We start from the raw sequence: 19,691 nt of genomic DNA, 5'->3' as shown, positions 1-19,691 counted from the left end.
GATGTCATGCGGATGAAAAACATGAAAGTCTTAACGGGTACAATGTTGACCCTGATACTCTCTGGAGTATCGGTCTCTCCAGCATTGTCTCGGCCAGTTGCTCCAGTCGGGGAGAGCCAGTTTATTAGCCAAACTAACCCCGCTATGGTCCGAGGGACCATTCAAAGCATTCGTAACAATCAAGTGAGCATTCGCCTCCCGAATGGCGAAACTCAGATCGTCGAGATTTCCGAAGATGAAAGAAACCGCCTGGGGTTGCTCCCCGGAATGGAAATCGAAGTGGTCTTAGATGATACTGGGATGATGGGAACAGAAGTTACCGTCCTCAATCCCAATGATCGCGTAACCACCACCAGCACCTCGACAACCACAACCACCGCCCCGACGACGACCACCACCACGACGACCACCGCCCGCACCATCCGGGTTGCCGGTGATATCGTCTCTTGTGAAGACACCAGCTTACAGGTTCGGCTTCCCGATGGCGGAATCCGCACTTATATGGTAGGTCCAGATGTTTGTAGTCAAGCTGTGATCACTCCCGGTCGTCGCATTGAATTCGACATTGACGATCGCAACATGGTCTCCAACATTCAGCAACCTGTGCGCGCGCTTTGGTAAGTAAAATTAGTGGTGAATCTTATAAGCTAGAACGGTTCAACTAAAACAGTAAACATAAGTGATGTCCTTTTGACCAAAGGGCATCACTTTTTATTAAAAACCCTTTCAGCCATAACACTCCCCTTCACTCCCATCCCACTCACCTCACTTGAGCGTGAACACCGTCTCACTTCTCCCCATCCTCCCCATCCTCCCCATCCTCCCCATCCCCCCCATCCTCCCCATCCCCCCCATCCTCCCCATCCCCCCCTCCTCCCCATCCTCCCCATCCTCCCATCTCCCCATCCTCCCCATCCTCCCCATCCCCCCATCTTCCCCATCCCCCATCCCCACCCTAGCGACCTCTCGGCCAGGGAATATTCGGATCCGCTGCCAGGGAACGAGCCACCGCAGCCGCCCCGAACTGATTCAAATGACTAGGATCCTCAAAATAGTCATTCCGATTCAGCCCCCGGACCGTGGAAAGATCGCGCCAGAGAAACGCCTGAGCGCTCAGGCGGCGCATATACTGGCGAAACTCGACCTCCCGGGCGCTGCGGGTGGCATCTAAATAATCATCAGTCACGGGTAGATTAACAATCACTAAGGGAATTTGACGCGATCGCGCAAACGCTGCTACAGATTGCAACGCCGCACCCTGAATGCTGCCTACCTGAAAATTTGCATAATCTCCATCATAGCGACCCTCAACCCGAGACCGTTGTCGGTAGTAGCGACTGGGATTGAAGCGAGTCGCCACCGGCAGGAAACCGTAGGCATCAATCGCTAGACCCAGGGCACTCAATCGACGGACCCCCGTAGCAATCCGTGATGAGGTCCTATCTCCAGACCCCGTGAGACATTGTAGGGAGTCGGTGCACAAGGGCATTCTATTCCCAGCCGAGTCCTGTCCTAGGACCTTAGAGGATAAATCCTTCACCCCCCTAGAATCAGAGAAAGGGTGAAAACTCATAGGTTGAACCTGATATTCTCCCGGTGAGTCCGAGGCGATCGCCTCCTGTGGGGGAGTTTCGGAACTCAACTGAGGACGCACCCCAGATCCTAACCGCTGGTATCCCGGAGACTGAACAATTTCGTTATAGGTGCGATCAAACCGTCCACTATTAAACGCCCGGACCCCATCCGCCCATAAAATCATTCGGGGCAAATGCTCTGGACCCAACAGTTCCTGTAACTGAAACCGCACCACTTGTGCCGTCGCCCCGTGAATCCCAAAATTAAACACCCTCAGTCCGGATAACCCGCGAGAACCCAACGCTTGGCGCAGGATACGCGGGTCAACTCCCTGTACCGCCCGAGAACTGCCGACAATCAAAATATCAGGCCGCCCCATCGCCTCAATGTAGGACAGATACAGTCCCAATTGCTCATCGAGGATATCACTATTAAACGTGGGATAGTTCAGGCGAGAACTCACCGTAGCTTGTTGCTGCGCGTATATCAGATAGCGCATATATTCCGCGACCTTTTTCTGAGCAAACGCCCTGCGGGGATTTGTGGGGGGAACGGACTGCATCCAGTAAATCGCTTGCAGCCACTGTTTTGACACTTCATCCCACTGCGCCGGAGAACGGGCAGTTTGTGCGAGGTTGGCTGCACTCGTGGCGTATTTAATCCCCTCCGCAAACGGCTCGACGGCCCCTTGGGCGACTGGGACCTGGGCAACCGCTGAGGGTGAACCCAAAGACGCTGTAGAATTTGGTGTGACCCTTTGGGCACAGCCCCCCATGAGTGCCAGCAGCCAGACTGCCGGAATAAACCTTAGAAAAAACTGAAATCTAGGCATGAATTCGATGTAAAAGTTCGATCCAGAGGGCGGGAGTAGCTGAGTGAGCGATCGCGCAAAATCGGATGAGAAAGCCATTTCTATAATAGATATTCCCCAATCTCAACCGCTGGCGATCGCCCCCGGTGTGCCTACTCCCCCTTGATCCGATTAATTTCCTGCTGCAACTCCTCAATTTGACGCCGCAGGCGATCGGCTTCCTGTTCTGCGGGAGACTCCGGTTTCACCTCCACCGCCCCTTGAGCGCCCCCTCGTGGATAATTTCCCCGCTTAATCTCCCCATACTCCGTCGAAGAAGCCCAAGCTTGTAAATAGCTGACTCGTTCCACCGTAAAGGGATGGGTCAGAAAAACCCCTTGGGAAACGTTGTTATAGAGAAAAAATTTATAAACTTGATTGAGACTATCCTCATCTAGTTCTTGATAGCGCTGGGCTTGGCGGGTAAACTCCTCTAAGCTGCATTCATGGGCATAGCGTGTAGACCCCCCGGCCATTTTCATCATCGTCTGCATCACCGGCTTTGTATCATCCATAACCAACATTGCCGCGCGATCTGCCGAGAGTTCAGCTTTTCGCAACCATTCATAAAAGGCCAGAATCAAGCCCGTACTGAGGATGCGGCTAAATCCCATCGTCAAATCTGCCAGACTGAAAACCGCCATAATCGCCCAACTCGCCATCTGAATCAAGGTGGTGTGACCACATTTGATATGTCCCAGTTCATGGGCGAGAACCGAACGAATTTCGTCCTCATTCATCAAGTCAATTAACCCCGTATTTAAGACAATGTAGGGCAGATCTTGTCCGAGGGCGTAGGCATTGACCACGGGGGCTTGAGAGACAAATAAAGTCGGTTCAGGATAAATATCTAAATCCCGAATACATTCTCGGAAGATTCCATACAGGGTTGAATATTGCCGAGGACCCACAGCGATGCTATTGCCCATCATATAGACATACTGGGGACGCTCCACGAGAAATTCTACAAACTTCCGGGCCACTAAATCAAATCCAGGGACCCGGCGTAAGGTTTCCTCCGCTTCCCGATCCAAGGGATGGCGAAAGGCTTCGCTAGAAATTCCAGTATAGGTAGGCATCGTGTTTTTTTATTCTCCCAGGGGATAATATAGTGGCGGCACGACTAAAGCGATCGCCAATCAACCGTCCCCTCTGTCGTGCCTCCATCAATTTTAGAGTAATCCCTTTGAGCAAAGGGCCGAATTGACTCCAACAGTCGTTAATGCCAATCTCCTCGGACGCCGATACTCTATTCAAATTAATTAAGGGAACTCCATAAAATAAAATATGCAAAAACCCCGCAGCGTCCAGCCCGGAGGCTACACGGACAAAGCCTGCCTCTGCAGGCTACAAGAGTAAAGATATTTGGATGATTTATTTTTTGGAATCCCCTAAAGGCTCAAGAAACTGGGTTGCTGGCCCTGATTTACTGCTTATTGGTCAAGATTTTCTCCCATAAACCCCCTTATCTTCCCCATCCTCTACCCCCAGATTAGGACCTGCTCGTTTTTCTCAAACTTGCTCAGGACTTACAAAACATAGGGTGTAGATAATAGGGGCTGGAGATGAAAGGTAGCTGTTCTATCAGATGACATCCCGGCTTTGGCACGTCAGTTCAGTTGAGCGAAAGCCTTCTTGGGCAAGGGATGCCTTTGGTCCTAAAATTGGAGCCAACATCGACGGCTTTCTGTTTTCCCAGGTCAATGAAGGCTGACCCGCTAAAAAAACTGATAGGCTATATCTCTAAATGCAAACTACTACCGCTTTTATAGAGTTGACAAACAATCAATTGCTAAACCCAAGCATGGTACATCCGATGGATGATATCGCCAATCAAGCTCGCCAGGGCAGCGTATCGGCGATTATTCAAGTCCTGAATGAAAAACTGGCTCCTTCCGGCGTCAGAACCCGCGCCGTGTTTGCTGATGGCGTGTTGCAACTGCTATGCGAGGCGGGGAGTCCCGAACTCCTGGACCAATCTACTTTGGTCGATCGCATTCGACAGATTTTAGAATCTTTGGCACCGCGCAATATTGGGCGAGTCCATATCAACAGCCGCCTGGTGCGAGAACAGCAGTTGTTGTGGTTGGAGGAAATTAACCGGGACCCCGAAAATCAATTGCTCTGGTCCCAACTGATTACCCTGAAAAAACCCAATATCTTCAAACAAATCGGCCAAGATTTCACCCGTCCAAAACTCCGGACTGACCCAGCTTTCCCCAAATCCCCCTATTCCCGGCAAGTCCGAGAAGAACGCCAATTTCGCCGGGGGATCCTCAATGGCCTTGGGGTTAGTCTGTTACTGGTGACTCTGGGTTTACTGATTTATAATTGGCCCCAAATTCAGGCGGGATTGAATTCAGGTCAGTTTTCCCTGACTTCGGGCAATTCTGACGAGTCATCGGAGGCAGTCTTTGATCGCGATGCCTTTGCCGAAGCTGTGCGATTAGCTGAACAAGCCTCTGCTGGGGGGAAAGTGGCTCAAACCTCGGCAGAATGGTTGGTGATTGCGGCCAAGTGGCAACAGGCTTCGGTGTTGATGGCTTCAGTCCCGGTGGATCATCCCCGATACAAAGTCGCTCAAAACCGCACGGAACTTTATCGCAGTTACAGCGAGGATGCCCAAACTCAAGGCGATCGCCTGCGTCGAGAAAAGCTCTAATTTACCGTATGGACTGGGGAATTCAAGTCCAGTGATCTGAAACAACCTAGCCTAGCTGACGTTCTCAGCGGGAGGGTTTTACCTGGAAAATTCCCCTTGTCTCTAGGCTCTGATGTCGAGCTAATCGGCTCTCGATTTCTGGCGGTTTAAATTCCCATTAAATTCCAAATAGGGTATTTAACCGCTTGCGAATCCAAATCACCGGGTTTTCTTCCCCTTCAATTTCTTCATCCACCCGCAATCCTCATCTTTTAAGGGATTGTTATCTTTCACATAACTTTTTGGCAAGGCGATCGCCTAAATTGCAATGGGTGACGAACAACCGTTGAGCTAAACCGCCTAGTAGGAATTTCAGGTTTCATTTAAGCTCACTGGTCACTAGAGAATCTTTACTGCGTTAAGGGTGGACTGGGGCGGTAAATCCCAGCAATTTGGGGAATGAACCGGAGAAGATTAAAATGGAAAATCTATCATTCGTTGAACTAAAAACCAGACCCCCACTCCCAATCCGGCCAGATTGACCAGGAGGGATAAAAACAAGGAAAAATACCCAAACAGGGTTAGCGTAATTTCATGGCGATCATCGGGAATAAATCGAGTTTTTTCCACGGGAATAAACTCGGAAATTTTTCCTTCTATAAAATTTTTGCCTAATTTTTTATTATAAAAATAGAAATGATTTTTGATACCTTTGGGCTGATAAATACTCAGCCCTCGTTTTCCAGCACTGAGGTGAGTAATTTTATTCAAATTAACCCCGAAACTTTTAATTGCTTTTCGGGAAAAATCCGGACAAGAAAAACAAGCTAAACCCCTTTCAGTCAGCACAAGACAGGCTAATTGACCTTGATATCGGACCCCAACGACGTCAAGAATTTGACTGGTTGAGGGCATCAAGTCGGCTAGAGCCTGAGCGATTTTAGGAATGGCGTAGTAGTAATCCACGCTAAATTTTCCTTTTTGGGGAAAATGACCGATCTCTCGGAGTAAGTCCTCATAGTCAAGGGCGGTGAGAGGCGATCGCCCTTCAGCCAGTTGTTCTGAACTGTCAGTAACTGAGGCCGAATTATCGACGGATTGGGGGAATTTTTGGAGGCGATCGCCGTTCCGGGATTGGGGGCTTCGGCCCGATTTTTTTCCCTCATTAGCTGAGGGGGGTGGGGTGGAATTTAAGGACTTGCGGGAGCCTCCAGTCCGCGAAATCGGAGCCTCTACGGGAGTGCTGGCCCAGAGTTCCTCGGAAAATTCAGCCTGGGGAGAGAGCTTAAACTCCTGGGACCAGGCGGGGGTCGTCTGTCCGGTCTGAAGAGCTAAAACTTTCAGGGAGGCGATCGCCTCGGGAGCCAATTTCATCACCCCTTGATAAATAAACCCAGCTAAAACTTTTTGATTGGGAACCTTGGGGGCTGCAAGGGTAATCTGCAAGCACCGACCCTTAAGGGCAGCTTTCGCCGTAATCCCTTTAGGTTCTAGGGACCGATTGATCAGGGCGGCGATCGCAGTGGGGCGTCCCTGTTTAGCAAGTTCCAAAAGCTCAGTCTGTGTCATAGCTGGCCACCAGGGGATGATTAGGAAAAAGCGCGAATACCGATAACCATAAGGATAAAGGAACGGGTCAGTTTTGCCGATAAAAGCGGGAGCACCCCTCCTGCTCGGTCCCACAGCAATCTATGAGGGCAAAGTCTCGACGCCTCGGGTTGTATGGGGTGTTTGCTCTGTTCAATCACCCCACTTTTTTCCATGAGCTTAAAACTTACTTCCCTTTACTCCAAAGCATTGGCAGCCCGTTGGCGAGCCGAATCAGCGTTTTGCTGATACTGCCCCACTCGGGGTTGAGCCGCTGAGTAATTGGGGCTGTTTTCTGGCACTTGGCTCATCAAATCGCTGGCTTCCTGCCACAAAACTGCGATCTGATTCCATTCTGCCTGGGTTTGAGCCGTTAGGGATTGCTCTGCGGCCTGACTTGCTCGTCTCACTGCTTCCGCAAAGGAATTTGCCGCTGGTGCTGTTGCAGGAGCCGGTGTGGGGGCTGCCGCTGGTGCTGTTGCAGGAGCCGGTGTGGGGGCTGCCGCTGGTGCTGTTGCGGGGGCCGGAGCTTCGGCTGCGGGGTCCGCAGAGTCAGAGGCGGGAGTTGGGTTCTGTTGACCTTTCATCAGGAACCAGTAGGCCGCACCCCCGCCTAGACCTACGATTAAAATGACCAGCGGAACGAGCAGCAGGACTTTATTCTGATACCATTTTTTGCCCGGGGGTTTGACCGAGGCGATTTGTTCTTCCTCGTCCTCGTCGTCGAGGTATTCCCCTTCCTCGTCTTCCTCAGACCCCTCTAAATCATCGTTGGGCATCAGATCTTCGTCGTCCGGGAGGAGGTCCTCATCTTCGGCGAGCATATCCTCATCTTCGGCGAGCATATCCTCATCGGGGGCGAACATATCCTCGTCGGTGGCGAACATATCCTCATCAGGGGCGAATGCTTCTTCGGGGGGTTCGATGTCTATTTCTTCTTGCCACGCCGGAAGGCGATCGCCGATTTTGCGTCCGTAAATCTTCAAGGTCGGAACTGACTCAATCCCCAACTCGGTTAGACCATTCTTAATGAAAGGAACTAAGGCCGTGGGATCGGGGACTGTTGCCGATTCAAGCAACAGTAGCAAAGAACCGTCTTTGAGTACGGCTTTTGCAGTTATCCCTTGAGATTGAATCGCGTGATTGACTACGGCAGCGATCGCCTCGGGTTGGCCCTTTCTGGCGAGTTCTTTTTGGTCTTTCGGTGCATTAAATAAGGGCATGGGAGGAGGTAGGTAGATTCTGAAATCATCTTACTGTCGAGAATACCCACGGGAAACTTTAGCTTAGTCGGTAGATTGGATTTTACCTCAAACTTTGACTTTCTCTAGTACATCAGTTCCGCGCTCAGATAAAACGGGCAAGTAACTGGCTTTCGGCCCCTATTTTGGGGCGGCTGAGTAGCAATTTTCTCCAGAACCCTGGTTTTTTATCCCTCTACTATACTGAACTCCCCGGTGGGGCAGGTGTGGAAAGGGCGGAAGATCGGGGCGGGGGTGGGTCACCCTGGCGATCGCCTTGTGCTCAAAACTCTCCAAACCGAGTTGGATGTCTGCCCGTCCTGGGTTCAGGGTATCAACCCCTAACGGGCGATCGCCACGGGGGAACTCCACCATCGCCTCCCTTGACCTAGACTTATCCCCTCGACTGCTGGGATGATTCCCCAACTGCCCCCGGTCTTGTCAGGGTTCCGTGATGTTTGGGAACCCGATGGAACAGGGCTGGGGCGTCTGCTCCAGATTTTGCCCGGGGTCTAATCGACAACCCTTAACAATCCCTGGCGTAGGGCCTCAAATACTCGGTCTATCAAAATTTGCTCTTTCGAGGTCAGGGAATCCTTAGATAACAGGGTCATCATAAAGATTCTTTGATCCGCCCGCGTGATGCGGTGTGTGAGGAAGATCCGTTCGACAATTTTTTCAATATTTGATTCCGGTTGCACTCTATTACGGTCATCATTCGGGATGTGATGGCTAAAGTTGTTTTAAAATCTACCATTGCTGGGGGAATTGCGGCAATTTTCAGGGGATCGCGCCTGGTTCGATAGTTCCTCAGCCACGGTATGGGTTAGCTGTCACTCATTCTCGAAGGTCCCCAGAGGATTTCGATATACAGGACAAGAAACCGGGTTTCTGCCATCGAATTTGTTGCTAATTCCTAGCAGTTTTCTGAAAAACCCCGGGTATCTTCACCCTCCTGTGCCGATGCTTTAGGCCATCTGAAACCGTAACCTCTGAACCTGACGACCTGATTAATTGATCCGTTATTCCCCTGGCGATCGCCCTCGAACTTCACTGCTTCATTTAAGTGGAAATCGCTTTAGCTGGCTCACAGTTATCTGGTCTGTATTCAAACTAACAATTGCCCAAAGGGACTGCCACTAATTACCCCCAGTGCGTACTTCTTGAATCCGACGATCCAGTAGGCGTCCGACTTGAGCGATCGGATATAAGGGTCTGTCACCATCAGGATATAACACGAACACAAACGCCCCCATCTGGTTTCTGCGCAACCCCAAAATTTCCAACTGGCCTAACAAGTTACCCAAATCCACCTGAAAGCTAACACCCGCCGCCGCATCGCCGATATTATTGATATTATTTAAGGCTTGCGCAGGCACGTTTGTCTGTTCGAGGTTTTCTGCTAACAACGACTTCAACTTTTCCGGATCCCCCAGTAATTCGTCAAATTCCGCCTGTTGTTGAGCCGTTTCCAGTCTGGTCGTTATCCCCATAATCAGTTGAAACCTTTGCAGTCTAGTAAAGGCAAAAACATTCTCAACATTAAGCTGCTCTTGACTCAGTTCTTCTTTGAGGGCCGCTATCTCAGCCGGAGGCATGGCCGTAAAGCCCGGTGGCAGATCCTCCAATCTCAAGGTGACATTAGCCAATGCCCCAGCCTGTGCCAAGATCACACTCTCTAGTGTCCCCTTCTCCTCCACTACAGATTGAGCTAGGACGGGAGTTGTCAGTAACACCATTGTAGGCAGCACACCGACGGCCAAACCTAGGAGTCCCAAAGCTATTTTTTCGATCATTTGTCCAACTTCCTTGTCCCTTCCGGGGAAATGTAATGGGATTGAATTCTACCAGGGAACCCCCTGTGATTCCGTTATTCTTGATGCAAGAGACGAGAGAGTAACGGGTAACTGTGCCTACGATGAGGAACAATCTTCCCCGGATTGGACCTAACTCGGGTTGTCTGACCCCGACTTAGAGCACAATTTTCTCTCATCTGCCTCAATCCATTGGTTGATAGCTTCCTCTTTCATCCTAAAATCTTACACATACAGAAAACTTGCCTGAAGCTGCCGTCAGTTTTATCTCTTACACTAGAAACAATACACTATGGCTATCGGTTACGTTGCTCTCGTCCTCCACGCCCATCTTCCTTTCGTGCGACATCCCGAAAGTGATTATGTTTTAGAAGAAGAATGGCTCTATGAAGCCATTACAGAAACCTACATCCCCTTACTGCGAGTATTTGAAGGCTTAAAGCGGGATGGGATCGATTTTAAAATTACCATGAGTATGACGCCTCCTTTGGTGTCGATGCTCCGGGACCCCCTGCTCCAAGACCGTTACGAGGAACACCTCGCTAAACTCGAAGAACTTGCTGAACTAGAAATCGAGCATAACAAGCACAATGGTCACATTCGCTATCTAGCGGAACATTATGCCAATGAGTTTAACGACACACGCCAAATCTGGGAACGCTACGATCGCGACTTGGTGTCTGCCTTTAAACAATTCCAAGACTCCAACAATCTGGAAATCATCACCTGTGGTGCCACTCACGGCTACCTACCCTTGATGAAAATGTACCCGCAAGCAGTCTGGGCTCAAATCCAGGTCGCCTGCGAACATTATGAACAAAATTTCGGTCGTCCCCCCAAAGGCATTTGGCTCCCGGAATGTGCCTACTATGAAGGCTTGGAGCGAATGTTGGCCGATGCCGGTTTGCGCTATTTCCTCACGGACGGTCATGGCATTCTCTACGCTCGTCCCCGTCCCCGATTTGGCACCTATGCCCCCATTTTTACCGAGTCTGGGGTAGCGGTCTTCGGTCGCGATCACGAATCGTCTCAACAGGTTTGGTCTTCGGAGGTCGGCTATCCCGGTGACCCGGAATATCGCGAATTTTACAAGGATTTGGGCTGGGAAGCTGAATACGATTATATCAAACCGTATATCATGCCGAACGGTCAGCGCAAAAATGTGGGGATTAAATATCACAAAATCACGGGTCGCGGTCTCGGTTTAGGGGATAAAGCCCTTTATGACCCCTATTGGGCCCGAGAAAAGTCTGCTGAAAATGCAGGCAATTTCATGTTTAACCGAGCGCGTCAAGTGGAACACCTCCACGGCATCATGCAACGCCCCCCGATTATTGTCTCTCCCTATGATGCGGAATTGTTCGGTCACTGGTGGTATGAAGGCCCTTGGTTCATTGATTACCTCTTCCGCAAGTCTTGGTATGACCAAGGCACTTATGAGATGACCCACCTGGCGGATTACTTACGCAACAATCCGACTCAGCAGGTTTGTCGTCCTTCTCAGTCTAGCTGGGGTTATAAAGGTTTCCACGAGTATTGGCTCAATGAAACGAATACGTGGGTTTACCCTCATTTACATAAGGCGGCTGAACGCATGATCGAGTTGAGTCATCGGGACCCGGCAGATGAGCTGGAGTGGCGGGCGCTCAACCAAGCGGCCCGAGAATTGCTCCTGGCACAGTCTTCGGATTGGGCGTTTATCATGCGGACGGGGACGATGGTTCCTTATGCGGTCCGGCGGACGCGATCGCATTTGATGCGTCTCCACAAACTTTATGAGGATATCAATATCGGCAAGATTGATTCCGGTTGGTTATCCAAGGTAGAGGCGATTGATAATATTTTCCCGGAGATTAATTATCGGGTTTATCGTCCCTTGTAATCTGTCTTGAGTTCAATGCATTGTAAATTGATTTTCTCTCGGATAGAAACCGGGTTTCTGGGTATTAAGGGTAGATTAAATGCTCTATTTCCTCCTAAGAAACCCGGTTTTTTTCGACGGGTTGACCTGGGTTTGCTCGGCCAATAGGAGAAAATTGTGCTAAAAAAGAGCGAGTTGCCTGCGGCGATCGCCTCGAATCAATGTCTGATTCTAATCCTCTGTTTAACTATTTTCCCTGTCCGCACTGTGGCGCTTCGGTCCAATGGAAGCCTCGCGCCCACCAATTTAATTGTCCTAATTGTGAATGGCAAGATTCACTGTTTCAAACCTGTGAACCTATGGGTTCCCAATCGTCTATGGCAACAAAGGTGTCTACCTGTAAGGTGAAGGAACCTTCAAATCCTCAAGTGTCTGGCAGATTTTCCCCCCAAGGGAGTGACCCCGGGGTACTCCCGGTTTGGCTTTGTCAGTCTTCTACGCCATCGGCGCAAACCCCTGGGCCGATCGCGCTTCATCGCTCCAAAATTTCGATTTTCCTGACTACGGTGGCGATCGCTACAGTCACCCTAGCCGCTATTAATCTCTTCGGGGGACTCATTCCCCATTTTGCTCCCTCGGTGATGTTTTCTCCACCTTCCCCAGGGGATGAAGTTGCAGCTATTCCCCCGGAAGACGCCTTTCGCCAAGGGGTCAATGCCGCGATGACCGCAGCGACCCTGACTCAATCTGCACGGACTCAGGCGCAATGGCAAACGGTAGAGTCCTGGTGGTCCGAGGCGATCGCCCTTATGGAAGCGGTCCCTGATCAAAGTCCCGATCGCCCGGTTGCCCAACAAAAGGCAGTCGAGTACAAAACCAATTGGTCCTACGCTCAACAGCAAATCACCCAAATCGCTTACGCACCCCCGCCACCGCCTCCACTCTTCCCGATGCCCGTCACGAACTCGCCCTTAGAACCCCCGCCACCTCCAGCCCAAGCCCCTTCTCCCCCTCCCCAACCCGACGAAATATTCCGCTACGCCGTCAATCAGGCCATGAGTGCCGCCAGTTTGACCCAATGGGCCGAAACCCCGGAAGACTGGATAAGGGTTACTCAGGAGTGGCAACAGGCGATCGGTCTGATGAAATCTGTCCCCTCCGATAGTCCAGACTATTCCACCGCCCAGCAAAAAGCTCAAGAATACCAGACGAATCTCCTCTACGCTCAAGAACGAGTCAGCCAACTCTCGCCGTAGGGCCAGGGTCGCTACAGGATGAGATCCCAAGGACAAGAACCCAGTTTCCTGTCCAAGATTTTTGAAGAATTACCACAAAGTTCCTCAACAAACCCTACTGTCCTCCCCATCCTCCCCATCTCCCCATCCTCCCCATCCTCCCCATCCTCCCCATCCTCCCCATCCTCCCCCTCTCCCCATCCTCCCCATCCTCCCCATCCTCCCCATCCTCCCCATCTCCCAAAATCTTCTCAGAATCACAGGAAAAGTTCACCCACAGCCCTCATTCCTCCCCTTGTCCCACTGGAATCGCTCTGATGGCAAGACTTTCCAGTGATCCCAAAGATTTATGTAAATTTTTGTAAAATTCGGCTATTTTGTAGCATTTTTTACAGAATTTACCTTTATAGTGAAAACAGGAGAAAAAACTCCCCCGAAAAAATACCCGCGAAAAAAACCAGGAGGCTACTCAAATGTCTGCTCAAGATCAAGCTCGTGCCTTAATGATGCGTCACCATCAAGTTGTCAAAAACCGTCAGCAATCCATGTTATTCCGGAGCGCGGCTGAAATCGGTCTGGATCCCGACGACTATTCCAGTACCATTCAAGGCAAACCCCCTTCTGACTTCCGTCAGTCTTATGACCGCTCTCAATCCACGATGAGCTAAGTCACTCGCCTTTTCATTCCCATCAATCATTTTTTTTGTGCATTTTCACTAATAAAAAAAAGGAGAATAATCCAATGTCTGAAGATCTAGCTCGCGTCAGAATGACTCGTCATCAACATCTCGCCAAAAACCGTCAGCAATCGATGTTGACAAGAACTGCGGAAGAAATTGGTTTAGAGGACAGCGACTGCTGGAACAGCAATGCGGACCAGTGCAAATCTAATGGCTGTCAGCCTTATAACAGCAAGGGCGCCTCAATGAGCTAATCCCAAACAGTCGGTCTGAATCGCGAAGTCAATCCAATTTTGTGCAGACGATGGTGACCAAAATACTGAGAGCCTCTGATTCTCTCTAATATTCGCCAGTTGAATTGAATTATTAAATTGTATCAACCTCCAATTAGGGCCTGCTTTTGAACTAAAGCAGCGCCTTTAATTTTTTTGGGGGGGGTTAAACCGGATCCGCGATCGCCCGGGAGTCGTTTTCAGGCAAATTGAGATGGGATGCCCTAGCTCGTGATACGGTAAAAGCTTAGGCAAATTCCGAAGCAGATCGTTCGCGCCTGGGTTATGCAACAACCATCTTCTGATCGTCCACAGTTCCATTGCTTGTCTATTGAATTGACGGGCACCCCTATCTTAGAGTCGCCCAATGACACCGCATTCCTTGATTTGAACTTGACCCTAAACTTTCAGGAGGTCTGGCAAGAGGTCCTGGGTGGTCGTTTTAAGTTTGGGTTGACGGGTGGCAAGCTGATGCTAAACCTGGAAAATGCGACCCTCCCCGAGGGAGTCGGTTTGGTCACGGAATTAGCAGACATCGCCTCTTCGCCATCCCAAGCCATTTCCTGTCAAGTTACAACCGGGACTCCAGTCCCTTCCCATTGGATTTTAGATATTACTGGGGATGGCTCTATTCTCAAAGGCAGTCTGGGACTTCTGAAACTCGCCCGGTTGCAAGTCAAGGGAACTCCTGTGCGGGTACAGGCCACATTTCAGGTGAGTGCTGCTAATATCCTCATGGTAGAGTCGGAAGGATTGTGGCCCCACGATATCAATCCCAATCAACATGGCATTTTAGAGCGACTGCTAACGCGATCGCTCGTGGATCGTCAATTCCATCCACACCTCACCCGGACCGAACTGCACTATGCTGGCCCACCATCGGCACCAACGGAGGTGGAAGAGGTTCCCCCCCATCGGGACTTGTCACCCATTGCAGAGGCGATCGCCCCAATTCTAGAAGCAACTACTGATAACTTTATCGAACTGGCCAAACTGGCCGGTCTAGACCCCGCCCGGGATTTTGCCGGGGCCAAACTCTGGGGTTGTAACCTGCGCGGACTGGACCTCAGCGGGGCCGAACTGCCTGGGGTAAAATTGCGGGGTGCTGACCTCAGTGACGTTGATTTGAGTGAAGCAAACTTGGCTGGGGCCAAATTAGCCGGGGCTGATGCCAGTGGCGCACTATTGAGCGATGCGAACCTATCCGGTGCCGATCTCCATCGCTGTAGTTTGGCCCTAGCTTCTTTGAGCGGTGCCTCGCTGAAAAATGCCAATCTGCAAGAGGCTTCTTTGAGTAATGCTAATCTCAGTGATGCGGACTTGTCTGGCGCCAATTTAGCCGGGGCGGATTTGCATCAGGCGGGGTTAGTCATGACCAATCTCACCAATACCAACCTGAGTGGGGCCAATGTGGAGCAGGCGCGTTTCAAGCTGGATTCGGGTTTATCTGCACAGATGGAACAGGACCTCAAGGCAAGGGGTGCTATTTTTGAGCCTTAACGCTGCCCGAACATCGTTGAACGGTTTGAGTCCACAGTGAATTGGTCCCCCGTTAACCTGATGCTTAAGTGATGAACATGACGATTGAAGGAGATTTACTGCTAAAACAAGGGATTGCCCAATATCAGCAGGGGGAGTTCGAGGCGGCCCTTGAGTCTTGGCGGCAGGCGGTGGCGATTTATCGGGAAGCGGCGGAACGAGGTCGGGAAGGGGCGTCCCTGGGGAATATGGGGGCGGCGTATCAGGCCCTAGGAGATTTAACAGCGGCAGTGGGCTGTTATGAGCAACATCTGGCGATCGCTCAAGATCTGGAGGACCTCCAAGGACAGGGGAATGCGCTGTTAAATTTAGGCACGGCTTATTCGACTCTGGGAGAGTATGAACGGGCGATCGCCTATCAACAACGCCGGATGGCGATCGCTATTGAAATGGCAGATACAGCCTTAGAGGGTCACCTCCTCTATCAGTTAAAAATTGGTTATCAGCACCTCGGTGAGGGCGATCGGGTGCGGCAGTGCCAGGACCGTCTCCTGGCGATCGCCCGGGAGTTGTTTTTTGAAACCAAAAGCGATGATTTTATCGCGATCGCCCATAGTCTAGGACTCAATCCCCTACAGGATTTTGCTGGGGGTAATCTGAGCAATCTTGACTTACATTATGCAGACTTGAGTCATGCCGACTTGGAAAATGCGGATTTTAGCAATGCATATCTGGAACTGGCGGATCTATCCGGTGCAAATTTGGCCCGGGCTAATTTATCACAGGCTCAGTTAACTAATGCCAATCTTAACCGAACTAACCTCTGTGGGGCTAATTTGAGTGATGCTGATTTACGCACGAACTTAAATCGGGCTAATCTGACGAATGCGATCGCCCGTCGGACTAATTTTAGTGCCGCTTATCTGCGAGGGGCAAATCTCTCGGGGATCTGTTTGGTGGATGCGGTTCTTAAAAATGCGGATTTGAGTCGGGCAAACTTAACGGATGCTGACTTAACGGGTGCCGATGTCAGTCGGGTTGAGTGGACTGGTGTCATCTGCGATCGGGCGCGATTTGCTCACACAGTGGGTATTTCCGAATCCCTAAAACAGGATTTGCTCAAGCTAGGCGCAATTTTTGAATCTGAGGACCCCGGGACTGATAACCCGCACGGTGATTGATACCAAATCCGCGCGATCGCCCTCAAAAAACCCCGATTTGATTCACAGTTGTCCCTTCCCATTACAAAAAAAGTGCCTGAAAGTAATCTTGATACTTTCAGGCATTGGGTTGTTCGCTTGATTCTCTCAGAAGGAAGGAAAGAAAAATATTTTTAAAAGTTACATGAGTCCGATCTGAGACAGAATGCCATGTCCCGTCAGCAACTCAGTTGCTACACCAATCACAAAACCTAGCATTGCCAGACGACCATTCCAGGTTTCCGCAAACTCTGTAAATCCGAATTTGGCTTTTGTATCATCCATGATTCAGAAAACTCCTAGTTAGTCAAGTCTCTGTAATATAACTTAACGCATAGTTTTGAAAACTGCAACATTTCGTTACAAAATCCTGACAAAGGTCAAACAAATTACCGATTGGTAATAAAGGATATAAAAAAATAAGAGAAATCTCCCGTAAACCTGCTATAACCAAATATCATCTCGACCCGGGGCAAGGCTCCACCCTGGCTCCAAGGTGGTCCTAGATTGCAGTGAAGGGGATACGGAGTCCAGGGGTAAACCGAGAGAGGGCCATGCCTTTAAGAGGCCCCCAACAATCTGAAAGGTGCAAAGTGTTATTATCAGCCTGTATTTCTGACTCCCACGGAGAGCCAATGCTTTACCTAAAACTTTTGGGCCGCACCTTGTTGTATCTTTTAGTAACTTGTGCAGTCGTACTGATTGCATTAGTAATCAAATTTATATCCATTCTGCTGGGGGATGCCCTCGTCTATCAAATTCCCCTCATAGGCGACGCCCTTTTAAGCCTAGAAATTATGGAACTTCTGAATATCATTGTATTTGGGATTTTAGGGATGGGATTTGGCGTAGCCACCATTCTGTTACCCCGTTATTTTGCCTCCCGAGTCAGTGGGCTAACTTTAGCGGTATTAGTTCCCTTAATTTTTAGTGCGGGCACTATTTTTAGATATTATAAATGGGTTCAATTATTTGCGGCTGAAGAAAACATTTCTTATAATCAAGCCGAGTTGATTACTAATACATTTTTGAGAGAATCCACCCCTGAGCAAGAGGGATTTATTGGATATTATATTTACACCGCTAAATCCCCCTCTCTGCCCGTTCGAGAAAAAGAAATGATAGAATTAGAAGAACTAGAGAGAAAAAGCAAAGCTAGATTTGCTCGAATTACTAGATTAAGTCCTGAATTGGTTGGTTATTTATACGCCGGTCGAGGTTGGGTAATTCGCTTGTTTTATTTCATCGTTTCGGTTTTTTCCACCCTAGTCAACTTTAAAATTGGTAAATTACAAGTCAAGAGAAGTTAGACCCATTGAGGGACAGGTTAGGTCAGGAGTCAGGGATTCTGGGTCGGGATGGAGGATTGAGGGCCAAAAGCAGTGCGGTGATTTGGGGAAGCTAAAAAAAAGGCCCAGGCCAGAGGGAGTGAAGAGAAATTTAAACAAATTTTCCGCTTTGGAAGGGGGATCATCTTAAGGATAGGCCCGGATGCGGCTAGAGGACTGGGTGGGTGCTGCTGGTTTATTTTTTTGACTATAATAGAATAAAATAACCTGTAAGGTAAAGAAAACGAGTTCTGCGATGGGGCAGAATCACCGAGCTGTGCAACTACGAACGAGGCGAGCGAAAAGAGGCCAACCACAGGAGCAGTCCGATAAGCGGGAAAAAACTGAATGGAACTCAATCTTTCGGGGAGATGAGTGCGGCAATAACAAGTGATGTTTTAGCGGCCCTCCTGCCCAACCCTGGGGAGGGAGTCCACTAAAGAATCCTTGACGAGGCTGAAATTAGAATTGTGAGTCCAATTACCCTCACAGGTTGTTCCTGGAGCAAGCGCATTCCAGGTCTATCTTGTTCGCTTGTTCCAGGGTCTGAGTAAAGTGTCTTAAGAGGGGGGAATCTTAAAGACGCCAAAATTTCCGAGTGATGGGCATTTTCCCCAATGATTAAAACAGCACTCCTTGATTACCACTGATTTTATGCGGATTCTAATTTATTCCTACAACTACCATCCTGAACCGATCGGTATCGCTCCTTTAATGACCGAATTGGCAGAAGGACTGGTGAATCGAGGCCATGAAGTCCGCGTCGTCACGGCGATGCCTAATTATCCTGAACGCCGCATTTACCCAGAATATGAGGGCAAATGGTATGTGAATGAAGATAGAAACGGCGTAAAAATTCAACGCAGTTTGGTGTATATTCGCCCGGAACCGTCGTTATTAGATCGGGTGTTACTTGATGGCAGTTTTGTCGTGAATAGTTTTCCGCAGGCGTTAATCGGTTGGCGTCCTGATGTCATTTTGGCAACGGTTCCCCCCTTGCCGGTCTGCATTCCAGCGACTTTGTTAGGGCGAATTACGGGCTGTCCGGTGGTTTTAAATATTCAGGATATTCAACATGAAGCGGCGGTTCATGTGGGGTTGCTGAAAAATCAAAAGGTGATTCGGGCGTTTACGGAATTAGAAAAATTTGCCTGTCACAGTGCGGATAAAATCAGCGTGATTGCTGAGGGTTTTGTGGAGAATTTGTTAGGGAAATCCGTACCCTCGGAGAAAATTGCTTTAATTCCAAATTGGGTGGATACAAATTTCATTAAGCCGTTACCGAAAGAGGATAATAAGTTTCGGAATCAGCATCAATTGAAGGGTAAGTTTGTGGTGCTGTATTCGGGAAATATTGCCCTAACCCAGGATTTGCCCACGGCTATCAAAGCAGCGGGGAAACTGACCCATATTCCGGACATTGCCTTTGTGGTGGTGGGGGAACAGAAAGCCATAGGGCGGGTAAGAGAATATTGTGAAATGTTTGGGGCGGATAATGTCACTTTATTGCCGTTTCAATCCAGGGAAACCCTACCGGATATGTTAGGGGGGATTGATGTGGGGTTAGTGCTGCAAAAGCATAATGTCATTGGGTTTAATATGCCTTCAAAAATTCCGGTTTTGCTGGCAAGTGGGCGGGCGATTATTGGTTCAGTGCCAGCTACGGGGACTGCTGCAAAAGCGATTAAAAATAGTGAAGGGGGAATTGTTGTGGCCCCGGAAGACCCGGAAGCTCTGGCAAATGCAATTTTAGATCTGTATAAAAACCCCGAAAAAACGGAGGCTTTGGGTCGGCAAGGCCGAGAGTATGCGATCGCCCATTATGCTTTTGAGGAGACTTTAAATAAATACGAAGCTTTGTTTGAAGAGGCGATCGCCTGTCGCAAAGGAAAGCATAAACACTCAGCGCATAGACAGGAGATTTAAAGC

At 49.7% G+C, this 19,691-nt stretch carries 19 protein-coding genes; 12 read left to right on the top strand and 7 right to left on the bottom strand.

Going from position 1 to position 19,691, the window contains the following annotated elements; genetic code table 11:
* Window positions 1-12: 12 nt before the first annotated feature.
* A complete protein-coding gene (locus NG792_RS09025) occupies window positions 13-621 on the top strand; it encodes a hypothetical protein (protein WP_261200501.1) in 609 nt (202 codons plus the stop codon).
* 334 nt (window positions 622-955) lie between these two features.
* On the opposite strand, the gene NG792_RS09020 is transcribed toward NG792_RS09025, so the two are convergent.
* The 3 genes from NG792_RS09020 to NG792_RS09010 all read right to left on the bottom strand — a co-directional run bounded on the left by NG792_RS09020 (window position 956) and on the right by NG792_RS09010 (window position 3,682).
* Window positions 956-2,407 (bottom strand): hypothetical protein, encoded by a 1,452-nt coding sequence (locus tag NG792_RS09020; protein ID WP_261235237.1) that lies wholly within the window; start codon window positions 2,405-2,407, stop codon window positions 956-958.
* Window positions 2,408-2,538: 131 nt separating this feature from the next.
* Complete coding sequence (locus NG792_RS09015; RefSeq protein WP_261200504.1) at window positions 2,539-3,504, bottom strand: M48 family metallopeptidase; 966 nt, start codon at window positions 3,502-3,504, stop codon at window positions 2,539-2,541.
* Window positions 3,479-3,682 (bottom strand): hypothetical protein, encoded by a 204-nt coding sequence (locus NG792_RS09010; RefSeq protein WP_261200505.1) that lies wholly within the window; start codon window positions 3,680-3,682, stop codon window positions 3,479-3,481. The genes NG792_RS09015 and NG792_RS09010 overlap by 26 nt, the downstream gene beginning before the upstream one ends.
* Window positions 3,683-4,172: 490 nt before the next feature.
* Between NG792_RS09010 and NG792_RS09005 the strand changes: the two genes are divergently transcribed.
* A complete protein-coding gene (locus NG792_RS09005; protein WP_261200506.1) occupies window positions 4,173-5,087 on the top strand; it encodes a hypothetical protein in 915 nt (304 codons plus the stop codon).
* A 453-nt stretch (window positions 5,088-5,540) separates the two neighbouring features.
* Here NG792_RS09005 and NG792_RS09000 read toward each other — a convergent pair whose 3' ends face one another.
* Window positions 5,541-6,635 (bottom strand): hypothetical protein, encoded by a 1,095-nt coding sequence (locus NG792_RS09000; protein WP_261200507.1) that lies wholly within the window; start codon window positions 6,633-6,635, stop codon window positions 5,541-5,543.
* A gap of 215 nt (window positions 6,636-6,850) precedes the next feature.
* Complete coding sequence (locus tag NG792_RS08995; protein WP_261235236.1) at window positions 6,851-7,876, bottom strand: hypothetical protein; 1,026 nt, start codon at window positions 7,874-7,876, stop codon at window positions 6,851-6,853.
* 245 nt (window positions 7,877-8,121) lie between these two features.
* On the opposite strand from NG792_RS08995, the gene NG792_RS08990 reads away from it, so the two are divergent.
* On the top strand, window positions 8,122-8,286 hold the full coding sequence (locus tag NG792_RS08990; RefSeq protein ID WP_261235235.1) for a hypothetical protein: 165 nt from the start codon (window positions 8,122-8,124) through the stop codon (window positions 8,284-8,286).
* A 747-nt stretch (window positions 8,287-9,033) separates the two neighbouring features.
* Here the strand turns inward: NG792_RS08990 and NG792_RS08980 are convergent.
* On the bottom strand, window positions 9,034-9,690 hold the full coding sequence (locus NG792_RS08980; protein ID WP_261235234.1) for a hypothetical protein: 657 nt from the start codon (window positions 9,688-9,690) through the stop codon (window positions 9,034-9,036).
* 310 nt (window positions 9,691-10,000) lie between these two features.
* Here NG792_RS08980 and NG792_RS08975 point away from each other — a divergent pair, with 310 nt between their 5' ends.
* From NG792_RS08975 to NG792_RS08945, 7 genes are all read left to right on the top strand, one after another.
* A complete protein-coding gene (locus tag NG792_RS08975) occupies window positions 10,001-11,590 on the top strand; it encodes a glycoside hydrolase family 57 protein (protein WP_261199704.1) in 1,590 nt (529 codons plus the stop codon).
* A 156-nt stretch (window positions 11,591-11,746) separates the two neighbouring features.
* On the top strand, window positions 11,747-11,977 hold the full coding sequence (locus tag NG792_RS08970) for a hypothetical protein (RefSeq protein WP_261199705.1): 231 nt from the start codon (window positions 11,747-11,749) through the stop codon (window positions 11,975-11,977).
* A complete protein-coding gene (locus NG792_RS08965; protein ID WP_261199706.1) occupies window positions 11,974-12,825 on the top strand; it encodes a hypothetical protein in 852 nt (283 codons plus the stop codon). Before NG792_RS08970 ends, NG792_RS08965 begins: the two co-directional genes overlap by 4 nt.
* A 452-nt stretch (window positions 12,826-13,277) precedes the next feature.
* A complete protein-coding gene (gifA, locus tag NG792_RS08960; RefSeq protein WP_261199707.1) occupies window positions 13,278-13,472 on the top strand; it encodes a glutamine synthetase inactivation factor IF7A in 195 nt (64 codons plus the stop codon).
* A gap of 74 nt (window positions 13,473-13,546) precedes the next feature.
* Window positions 13,547-13,738 carry a hypothetical protein gene (locus NG792_RS08955; protein WP_261199708.1) on the top strand — a complete coding sequence of 64 codons (192 nt, stop codon included), beginning with the start codon at window positions 13,547-13,549 and terminating at the stop codon, window positions 13,736-13,738.
* Between the two features lie 342 nt (window positions 13,739-14,080).
* Window positions 14,081-15,256 (top strand): pentapeptide repeat-containing protein, encoded by a 1,176-nt coding sequence (locus NG792_RS08950; protein WP_317619192.1) that lies wholly within the window; start codon window positions 14,081-14,083, stop codon window positions 15,254-15,256.
* Between the two features lie 71 nt (window positions 15,257-15,327).
* Entirely contained in the window at window positions 15,328-16,416 is a 1,089-nt protein-coding gene (locus tag NG792_RS08945) for a pentapeptide repeat-containing protein (RefSeq protein ID WP_261199709.1), read from the top strand.
* Window positions 16,417-16,575: 159 nt separating this feature from the next.
* Here NG792_RS08945 and NG792_RS08940 read toward each other — a convergent pair whose 3' ends face one another.
* Window positions 16,576-16,719, bottom strand: a complete 144-nt coding sequence (locus NG792_RS08940) for a chlorophyll a/b-binding protein (protein WP_015147362.1) — start codon at window positions 16,717-16,719, stop codon at window positions 16,576-16,578.
* Window positions 16,720-17,069: 350 nt separating this feature from the next.
* On the opposite strand from NG792_RS08940, the gene NG792_RS08935 reads away from it, so the two are divergent.
* Entirely contained in the window at window positions 17,070-17,744 is a 675-nt protein-coding gene (locus NG792_RS08935; protein ID WP_261235233.1) for a hypothetical protein, read from the top strand.
* Between the two features lie 672 nt (window positions 17,745-18,416).
* Window positions 18,417-19,688, top strand: a complete 1,272-nt coding sequence (locus NG792_RS08930) for a glycosyltransferase family 4 protein (protein WP_261235232.1) — start codon at window positions 18,417-18,419, stop codon at window positions 19,686-19,688.
* Window positions 19,689-19,691 lie beyond the last annotated feature (3 nt).

Origin of the sequence: Laspinema olomoucense D3b, from assembly GCF_025370785.1 — a bacterium.
Classification (GTDB): Bacteria; Cyanobacteriota; Cyanobacteriia; order Cyanobacteriales; family Laspinemataceae; genus Laspinema; species Laspinema olomoucense.
Note: the sequence above shows the minus strand (reverse complement) of the source record. Positions and strands in the feature narration are given on the sequence as shown.